Genomic DNA, 7,906 nt, shown 5'->3' with positions numbered 1-7,906 from the left:
CTCCACATTTTGACGCCGCTCATTTAGAATTTTCTTTAGCTCTTCGAGCCTTGCTTCGTTCATCCTTATCCCTCGCCTGCGATCTTAAGCGATCATATTTTACTTCTTTATACCTTGGGATAGTATTAAATTTAAGGCTACCTTGCTTGCCAGACTCAAGCATTTTTGAAATTTATTTGTTGAGTAAAATTTAGTGAGATAAAGAGATAAATTTAAGCGGGAAGGTCCCGCTTAAATTTTATTTGCCGCAGCCGCACTTGCCCTGAGCGGCAAGCTTGCGGCGAACATATGCGATTTTGCTTTGAAGCGGAAGGTGCTTAGGGCAGTGGTCTTCGCAGCCTAGCAGCGTCATACAGCCGAATACTCCGTCATCATCGCCGATTAGCTCGTAAAAATCCTCATCGGTTCGCTTATCCAGCGCATCGATCTGAAAGCGTGCCACTCGGTTGATGCCGACGGCGCCGATGTAGTCTTTTCGCATTATCGCTACGCCGCATGCAGCTACGCAGATACCGCACTCGATGCAGCGATCCAGCTCGAAAACCTCCTGCGCGACCTCCGGCTCGACCTTCTCCTCAAGCTTGGAGATATCGGTTTCGTGATCGGTGTGGATCCAACTCTCTACGCGTTTGCTCATCGCGTTCATCCAGTTGCCCGTATCAACGCTGAGGTCTTTTAGCAACTTAAAAAATGGAAGTGGCATAAGCTCGATCACGCCGTCCGGATAATCCTTAGTAAGCGTACGGCACGCAAGCTGCGGCTTGCCGTTTACGAGCATACCGCAGCTACCGCAGATACCCGCGCGACAAACGAAGTCGAAGCTTAGCTCGGGATCAAATCTCTCACGAATCACGTTAAGCGCGATAAACAACGTCATTCCGTCGGTCTCTTCGATCTCGTAAGTAGCGAAGTGCGGCTTTGAAATTTTGCTTAGCGGATTATACTTAAATGCCTTTATTGTTATTTTTCTACTCATATCCTATACCTGCTCTTTCGTTAGGTGCTTTATATTTTGGCTGCAATTCATAATGCATCAATGCCTCTTGAATTTCATATCTGCCTTTGCCCTCGGCTTGCATTTTCTCGCGAATTTCATCGACCTCTTTTTGGCGCACGGCGCTGTCCGGATGCTCGATAATATTGCCTTTGGCGCCGTATCCGCGGAACGCAGGCGGCATCTCCATCTTCATAATATCAAGTGGCTCATAGGTCAAAGTAGGCATCGTATCGCCCTCCTTCCAGCTCGCAAGCGTTCGTTTTAGCCAGTTTAGATCGTCGCGTTTCGGATAGTCCTCGCGGAAGTGTGCGCCGCGGCTTTCGGTGCGATCAAGCGCACCCTTGGCGATACAAAGCGCGAGCTTTAACATCTTCGGTACGCGGTAAGCCTCCTCAAGCTCCGGATTTCCGAAAAGCTCTTTATTGCTTACTTTGACGTCCAAAGATTGCTTGTAAAGCTCCTCGAGCTCTTTTACGGCTTTGGCTAATCCCTCGCCGGTGCGGAAGATTGCGCAGTGCTCCCACATCACGTCTTTCATCTTGTTTTTGATCTCGAATACGTTAAATTTACCCTCTTTTTCAAGCAGGCTTTTCATGTAGTTTTGCTCTTTATCTACGAATTTTTCGATATCGTGCGTATTGATATCGACATCGTGTCCTTGGCAATACTCCGCAAAATACTCGCCCACGATCATTCCTGCGACGACGGTTTCGGCGACGGAATTTCCGCCCAAGCGGTTAAAGCCGTGCATATCCCAGCACGCAGCCTCGCCGGCGCTGAAAAGTCCAGCTAGCGTTGGGCTCTCACCCGTAGCCTTTGTTTTGATGCCGCCCATCGAGTAATGCTGCATAGGAAGGATCGGAGCCCAACCTTTACCGCGCTTCCTGCCCTGCTCGTCGGTTATTACCTCGGTGTCGGCAGGATCGATGCCGTTGAAAATTTCGCAAATTTCTTGTACGTCGCGTAAATTTTTCTCGATATGCTCGCGTCCAAGGATTGATATATCAAGCCAAACGTGCTCACCATAAGGGCTCTTTACCCCCTTGCCTGCGCGGATGTGCTCCATTATGCGGCGGCTTACGACGTCGCGGCTAGCAAGCTCTTTTTTCTCCGGCTCATAATCCGGCATAAAGCGGTAGCCGTCCACATCGCGTAAAATTCCGCCGTCGCCGCGGCAACCCTCGGTAAGCAAAATTCCGCTCGGAACGATCGGGGTCGGGTGAAACTGTACCGCTTCCATATTTCCAAGCTGTGCTACGCCGGTCTCAAGCGCGATAGCTGCGCCGATGCCCTCACAAACGACGGCGTTTGTAGTGTGTTTATAAACTCTGCCGTAGCCGCCGGTAGCGATTAGCGTACCTTTTGATACATATGCGCTAATCTCGCCGGTAACCAAATCACGCACGATTGCGCCGTAGCATCGGTTGTTTGCGTGAATTAGCGCGATCGCTTCTTTTCTATCATGAATATCTACGTTATGCTTTAGCGCTTCGTTTGCAACGGCAAAAAGCATTGTATGTCCCGTAGCATCGGCGGTATAGCAGGTTCGCCATTTTTTCGTGCCGCCGAAGTCGCGGCTATGGATAAGTCCGTGAACCTCGTCTTTTTCGGTGATCGTAGTCTTTTGAGCATTAATAATAGCACTTCGCTCGCCTCTAGTAATCCTGGTCCAAGGAACGCCCCAGCCCGCAAGCTCGCGGATCGCCTTAGGCGCCGTTTGCGCAAACATCCTAGCGACATCCTGATCGCAGCCCCAGTCGCTTCCTTTTACCGTATCGGCAAAGTGCACGTCCTCGTTGTCGCCCTCGCTCATTTTGGAATTTCCCAGAGACGCTTGCATGCCGCCTTGAGCTGCCGCAGAGTGCGAGCGTTTAACGGGGATCAGGCTCAAAACGATAGTGCTAAGCCCCTTTTCGCCGGTAGCGATCGCAGCTCTTAAGCCCGCCAAACCGCCGCCAATAACTAAAGAATCGCAATATATTACATTCATCCTAAGCTCCCTATTCTAAACTTAACCATTTGAAATCGGCGATTATCGAAAGCAAGAAAAATACGCCCCAAACGATAAAAACCGTCTTTTTGATGAGGGCTCTTTTCCTTTGAATTTCCGCCTTCGTGCCGTCTATGCTAATCCATTTCATATAAAGCCTATAAATTCCAATACTAGCGTGAGTTACTACGAAAATCAATAAAACAAAATAAAATAGATGAAGCTGTCCGAAGCGAGCGATAGCAAGATCTGCAGTAATTTTCGGACCAAATACGATCATTAAAATATGAGCCGCCGCAAAGAAAAATAGGAAAAATCCCGTCCAAAACTGAAACCACCAAAGCGTCGTGTCGCAATGCTTCATTCGCATTTTGTGCGCTTTAAACGCTCTGTAAGCGGCGTAGTTAGCCGGAAATTTTCTCATCGCCAAAAATGCGTGAATCACGAAAATCACGAAAATTACAAAAGCGACGATGTTTGTGACGAAATAAATTCCACCCGGTTCGGCGAAATGTACGACGCCCTCAAACGCGCCCTTACCGATCAGAATCGTGCCGGTAAATATCATATGACACAGCATAAAACAGGCCAAAATCAGCCCGCTGATGCTTTGCGCCACATCTTGCAAAGCCATAATGCGGCTTTTTTTGCCGTCTATGGATCTGCCCGTAAAGCCTTCAATGCGACCTAGCATAGGTTCTCCTTAAAAAAGATGATTATAAATCCCCGCTAAACGAAAATTTACATTTTTGTAAAGAGATTATATTACTTTTTAACTTTAGATTAATTTAATTTCTGCAAATTAGTTTTTTCTTCAAAGACTGCTTTAAGAAAACTGCTATCAAAAACATCACCAAAGATAAAATTTGCCCCATCGATAAATTTAAAAATATAAACCCAAGCCCATCGTCCGGCTGCCTAAAAAATTCCACGAAAAATCTAAACGCCGTGTATAGCATCGCATACAGACATATCAGCTCGCCGTTAAATTTCTTAAATTTACGGTAGAAAAATAAAATCGCAAAAATAACGAGCCCTTCCAAAACCGCTTCGTAAAGCTGGCTTGGGTGACGCAACGTACCGCCCACTAAGATCCCCCACGGCTCGCTCGTCTCGCGCCCGAAAAGCTCCTGATTTAAAAAATTTCCCACGCGTCCGAAAAAATACCCAAGCGGCACGCTAAGTGCCACGAGATCGAGCAGCGCCCACATATCGGTTTTAAATTTTTTGCAAAACCAAACCGTCGCGATCACGAATCCGACGACTGCGCCGTGATAGCTCATACCGCGGATGCCCACGAACTCGCCGTTATGAAAGGGGTTGAAAATTTGCCACGGATGGCTGAAATACCACGCCGCCTCGCCCGAATAGATCGCGATGTATCCAAGCCGCGCGCCCAAAATGACACCCACCTCGACCCAGATGAAGTAGCGATCTAGCATCTTATCGCTGAAGCCAAGCTCGTCTTTTCGCACGAAATATTTGGCGATAAATAGCGCCGTAAGCAGCGCCAAAACATACATAATGCCGTACCAGTGCACGTTTATGCCAAACGCGCTGAACGCCACGGGATCGAAGTGAGCGTAAATTTCGTTCCAGTAATTCAAATTTTTCCTTTGTTTTAAATTTTAAAATTTAACGGCACGCATCGGACGCTGCGTGACGCACGCTTGGTAAAAGACGCAGAGCGGCGCATACGTGAGCGCAGAAGCCAGGCTTCCAAGCTCGATCGCAGACGCAAAGCACGAAAGACGCGGATGTCTAACGAAAGCGTCGAACAATGCGCAGGGCGCCTCACGTAAAATTTCAAACGACGGCGCCTTGTGCGGCATGCAAAGCTACGCACGGATTGCCGAAGCGCAAGCACCGTGATGCAGACGCGACGCACACGGTATCGATACCGACAGCGCACGGCAAAGGCTGGATGATGCGCATAACGCGACCAAAGCGCCGAATGCCGTGCAGAATTCAAAACGACGCGCGCGATACGACAAGCACCGACGCACAAAACAGCAAGGCAGATACTTTACATCCGTGCAGATAAAATTTACCTGCCTCGCTTAGCTTTTCGCGCCTATAGGAGCTGTACCGGCTACAGCGCAAGAAATCCCGAAAGCAAGCTCAGACTTATCTCTACATAGCGCTTTTCTGTGCCGAACGCGCAAAAATACCGAGCGCACGTTCTAAATTCTAAATTTTAAATTCCAAGTCCCAGCGTCTCTTTCACCACGCGGCAAAAATCCGCCAAAAACCACCCAAGCGCCTTGTAATAGCTGCTTTTGGCGTTTATCTGCACGTGCGTAGCAAGCGCGGAAAAGCTAGGAATGATAAATTGCGCCAGATATAGCGTCAAAATTTTATGCGATTTTACGTCCGTGTTTTGTTTAAAGATCATGGCAAGAAGTGCTAGCATATTGGCCGCATGAGCGCTTTTAAGCTCCGTAAAAGGCTTTTTGAAGCGGCATCTTTCATAAAACAGCTCCACTTCGCTTTCGCTTATGAGCTTGAAAAAATCCATCTCAAACGCCCCTTTTAGCGCCTCAAAATCGCGCCCTAGCACCGCGTAGTCCTCGCCCTGCACCTTTTGCCAAAGCTCGTGACCGTTTTTGTTTTCGATATTTTTATTTACAATGATCCAGTTTTTTCCCAAGCCGCGCAACTTCTGCTCGTCTATCACGCCCTTAAAATTCGTCGCAAAGATTATGCAGATCACCGAGTATAGCTCGCCTAGTTTCATCTTTTTCCTTTAAATTTAGTCAAATTTCGCTTGCCTTTTTTAGCTTTTCGATGCCGAATTTTTCCCAAATCCTGCTTAAAGATCGATCCAGGCTCTGCTGCTTTTTATCGATCTCGCCAAAGAGCAGCGAGCCGCCCGATCTGCCGCCAAAATTTGAAAGATTTAGCGCTACGTGGATTATCTGCGCGCCTTTTTTCACGTCGCAGAGCCTAAATAGCTCAAGCGCGGTCTCGCTCAGCAAATTTAAACTAAACGCCCTATCCTGACTGATCTGATGCGAAAACTCCTCGCGCGATTTGTAGCGGATCTTTAGATCATATGTCGCAGGCTTTAGCTCCCTTGCGAGCACTTCGCCCGCCAAATGGCGCGCCAAAATTAAAATTTTGCGCCGCAGCTCGTCCCGATCGGCGCACGGCGCGAAGCTGCGCCCAAAGCCGATACTCTTGCGCTCGCGCTTTGAGACGACCTCGCCCTCGTCCTCGCCGCTAAGGGCTGCGAAAATTTTCCTGCCGTTTGCGCCCATCTTTTCAAAAATTTCTCTGTGCCCTAGCGCGTCGCCGAAGGTTACGATACCGTATTTGCCGAGCGTTTTTTGCGCCGCCTTGCCGATGCCCGGGAATTTCGCTACCGGCACGGCGGATAGCTCGCACGCGATTTGCGATTTTAAAATTTGCCGCACGCCGAAGGGCTTGGCAAGGCTAGTGGCGAGCTTTGCGATCAGTTTTGCTTCGCTAAGCCCGACGCTACACGGAAGGCTAAAGCGGCGCATAATCTCGCTCTGCAAAAACGCAGCAAAGCTCAGCGCGTCCGCGTCGTATGCCGTGCCGCGTAAATTTAGAAAAAATTCGTCGATGCTAAATTTTTCGATCTCGGGCGTAAAGCTTAGTAAAAACTCATAAATTTCGCGTGAAATTTTTCGGTATTCGCCATGTCTGGCGCGCACCAAAATGAGCTGCGGGCAGAGTCCGAGCGCGATTTTAACGGGCTGCGCCGAGTGCACGCCGTCGGCTCTGGCTTCGTAGCTCGCACTTAAAATCACGCTGCCAAGCTCGCTCTTTCCGCCGAAAATCTCCTCGTCGCCGCCTCCGACGACTGCGATCTTTTTGCCCGCAAGCGCGGGATCGGCAAGCCTCGCTACAGAGACGAAGAAGCTGTCCAAATCGATATGAGCTATCAAACTATGTCGATCCCGAAACCGCTAAGCCCCGCATAGTCTTTCGGCTCGCTCTTGCTTAGAATTTTGATTTTTTTCACGCCCAGATGCGCTAAAATTTGCGCTCCGATGCCAAAGCTCTTAAAATCGGCGCGATTTTGCGCGGATTTTAGCATCAAAAGCACGCCGCCTTCATTGCGCAAAACATCCAGATCGCGCATGAAATCGTTAAATTTCGTATCGCTTAAAAATTCCAGATCGCTTGAAATTTTATGAAATTTCACGTTCGTCTGTGCGCTCTTTCCCAGCTCGCCGAAAATATAGGCGCGGTGCTCGTTGCCCTCATGATCGTTTACCTCGTAAAATTTCGCCGCTTCGCCGCACAGCGCGCCGTCACGCAGCTCGCTAAATTTAACGAGAGTTTCGTGTTTTAGGCGGTATTGCACGATCTGTGCGACCGAGATCATATTGATGCCGTGCTGCGCGCAGAATTTTTCCAGATCGTCCCTGCGCGCCATATCGCCGTCGTCTTTGACGATCTCGCAGATCACGGCGCTTTGCGAAAGCCCCGCCAAGCGGCACAGATCCGTAGAGCCCTCGGTATGCCCCGTGCGAGCGAGCACGCCGCCGCTTTTGGCGATTAGCGGGAAGATATGCCCCGGGCGGACGAAATCATCCGCGCGAGCGCCTACGCGCGACATCAGCTCGATCGTCATATTGCGCTCATACGCGCTTACGCCAGTCTTGGCATCCTTCGCGTCGATCGTGACGGTAAATGCGGTCTCGTGGCTGGAGGTGTTTTTATCGACCATCAAATTTAGATCAAGCTGCTGTGCAATCTGCGGGCTAAGCGCCACGCACAGCACTCCGCGAGCGTGCGTGATCGCAAAATTTACCTTCTGCGCACTGCTAAATGTGCTCGCAAACATCAAATCGCCTTCGTTCTCGCGATCGACGTCATCGACCATAACGAGCATCTTGCCGTTTTTCAGATCCTCGATCGCTTGCTCTACGCTAACCATCATCTCT

The 7,906-nt window shown here is 49.5% G+C and carries 9 protein-coding genes; 2 read left to right on the top strand and 7 right to left on the bottom strand.

The window, feature by feature from the left end; genetic code table 11:
- A partial coding sequence (locus Q0198_RS08950; protein ID WP_297897167.1) for a hypothetical protein occupies nt 1-194 on the top strand: 194 nt, incomplete at its 5' end.
- A gap of 44 nt (nt 195-238) precedes the next feature.
- On the opposite strand, the gene Q0198_RS08945 is transcribed toward Q0198_RS08950, so the two are convergent.
- The 4 genes from Q0198_RS08945 to lgt all read right to left on the bottom strand — a co-directional run bounded on the left by Q0198_RS08945 (nt 239) and on the right by lgt (nt 4,594).
- Nucleotides 239-976 carry a fumarate reductase iron-sulfur subunit gene (locus Q0198_RS08945; RefSeq protein ID WP_297897165.1) on the bottom strand — a complete coding sequence of 246 codons (738 nt, stop codon included), beginning with the start codon at nt 974-976 and terminating at the stop codon, nt 239-241.
- Nucleotides 969-2,987 (bottom strand): fumarate reductase flavoprotein subunit, encoded by a 2,019-nt coding sequence (locus Q0198_RS08940; protein WP_297897164.1) that lies wholly within the window; start codon nt 2,985-2,987, stop codon nt 969-971. The genes Q0198_RS08945 and Q0198_RS08940 overlap by 8 nt, the downstream gene beginning before the upstream one ends.
- A gap of 10 nt (nt 2,988-2,997) precedes the next feature.
- Nucleotides 2,998-3,681: a fumarate reductase cytochrome b subunit gene (locus tag Q0198_RS08935; RefSeq protein ID WP_297897161.1), complete on the bottom strand. Its 684-nt coding sequence runs from the start codon at nt 3,679-3,681 to the stop codon at nt 2,998-3,000.
- A gap of 94 nt (nt 3,682-3,775) precedes the next feature.
- Entirely contained in the window at nt 3,776-4,594 is an 819-nt protein-coding gene (gene lgt, locus Q0198_RS08930; protein ID WP_297897159.1) for a prolipoprotein diacylglyceryl transferase, read from the bottom strand.
- 91 nt (nt 4,595-4,685) lie between these two features.
- Here lgt and Q0198_RS08925 point away from each other — a divergent pair, with 91 nt between their 5' ends.
- Nucleotides 4,686-4,859: a hypothetical protein gene (locus tag Q0198_RS08925; protein ID WP_297897157.1), complete on the top strand. Its 174-nt coding sequence runs from the start codon at nt 4,686-4,688 to the stop codon at nt 4,857-4,859.
- Between the two features lie 325 nt (nt 4,860-5,184).
- Here Q0198_RS08925 and Q0198_RS08920 read toward each other — a convergent pair whose 3' ends face one another.
- From Q0198_RS08920 to Q0198_RS08910, 3 genes are read right to left on the bottom strand one after another with little or no spacing between them, the layout of a single operon-like run.
- Nucleotides 5,185-5,724 carry a hypothetical protein gene (locus Q0198_RS08920; RefSeq protein WP_297897154.1) on the bottom strand — a complete coding sequence of 180 codons (540 nt, stop codon included), beginning with the start codon at nt 5,722-5,724 and terminating at the stop codon, nt 5,185-5,187.
- Between the two features lie 19 nt (nt 5,725-5,743).
- On the bottom strand, nt 5,744-6,901 hold the full coding sequence (locus Q0198_RS08915) for a DNA polymerase IV (protein WP_297897152.1): 1,158 nt from the start codon (nt 6,899-6,901) through the stop codon (nt 5,744-5,746).
- The gene (locus Q0198_RS08910) at nt 6,898-7,899 is read right to left on the bottom strand and encodes a bifunctional 3,4-dihydroxy-2-butanone 4-phosphate synthase/GTP cyclohydrolase II (RefSeq protein WP_297897143.1); all 1,002 of its coding nucleotides are present in this window, start codon (nt 7,897-7,899) and stop codon (nt 6,898-6,900) included. Before Q0198_RS08910 ends, Q0198_RS08915 begins: the two co-directional genes overlap by 4 nt.
- Nucleotides 7,900-7,906 lie beyond the last annotated feature (7 nt).

This window comes from uncultured Campylobacter sp. (genome assembly GCF_938045205.1).
GTDB lineage: Bacteria > Campylobacterota > Campylobacteria > Campylobacterales > Campylobacteraceae > Campylobacter_B.
Note: the sequence above shows the minus strand (reverse complement) of the source record. Positions and strands in the feature narration are given on the sequence as shown.

Bases quoted from the DNA above. Each gene is read 5' to 3' on its own strand.
- Q0198_RS08940 (WP_297897164.1), bottom strand. From the start codon at position 2,987: ATGAATGTAATATATTGCGATTCTTTAGTTATTGGCGGCGGTTTGGCG.
- Q0198_RS08920 (WP_297897154.1), bottom strand. From the start codon at position 5,724: ATGAAACTAGGCGAGCTATACTCGGTGATCTGCATAATCTTTGCGACG.
- Q0198_RS08945 (WP_297897165.1), bottom strand. From the start codon at position 976: ATGAGTAGAAAAATAACAATAAAGGCATTTAAGTATAATCCGCTAAGC.
- Q0198_RS08935 (WP_297897161.1), bottom strand. From the start codon at position 3,681: ATGCTAGGTCGCATTGAAGGCTTTACGGGCAGATCCATAGACGGCAAA.
- Q0198_RS08910 (WP_297897143.1), bottom strand. From the start codon at position 7,899: ATGGTTAGCGTAGAGCAAGCGATCGAGGATCTGAAAAACGGCAAGATG.